The following is a 255-nucleotide window of genomic DNA, read 5'->3' as shown; positions in this document are numbered from 1 at the left end:
GCCGAAAGGACAAACGGGATGCATATTCTGTAAATAAACTAAATTTCCACATCCAATTCTTTAGCACTTCATTCGTTTTGAACTTAACCCCGGAGTTCTTTCAAAGATTGAAATTAGATTTTTACCCAGCTCAAAGTTTATGCCTGTCAAGTTTCCTTCGACTTCGCTCAGGAAGACATATGGCAAAAGAATCTAAAGTAAAAGAAATAAGAATAAAACCAGGGATCTTACAATGAATCAAATTCAAAAGTTGTA

Annotated in this window: 1 protein-coding gene; it reads left to right on the top strand. The window is 34.5% G+C overall.

The annotated features are described in order from the left end of the window. On the top strand, positions 1-236 hold a 236-nt coding region (locus tag ACHRV3_RS23065; protein ID WP_395436304.1), incomplete at its 5' end, for a hypothetical protein. Positions 237-255: the final 19 nt, after the last annotated feature.

The organism is Flavobacterium sp. FlaQc-49 (genome assembly GCF_044005985.1).
In the GTDB taxonomy this organism is placed as follows: Bacteria; Bacteroidota; Bacteroidia; order Flavobacteriales; family Flavobacteriaceae; genus Flavobacterium; species Flavobacterium cupriresistens.
Note: the sequence above shows the minus strand (reverse complement) of the source record. Positions and strands in the feature narration are given on the sequence as shown.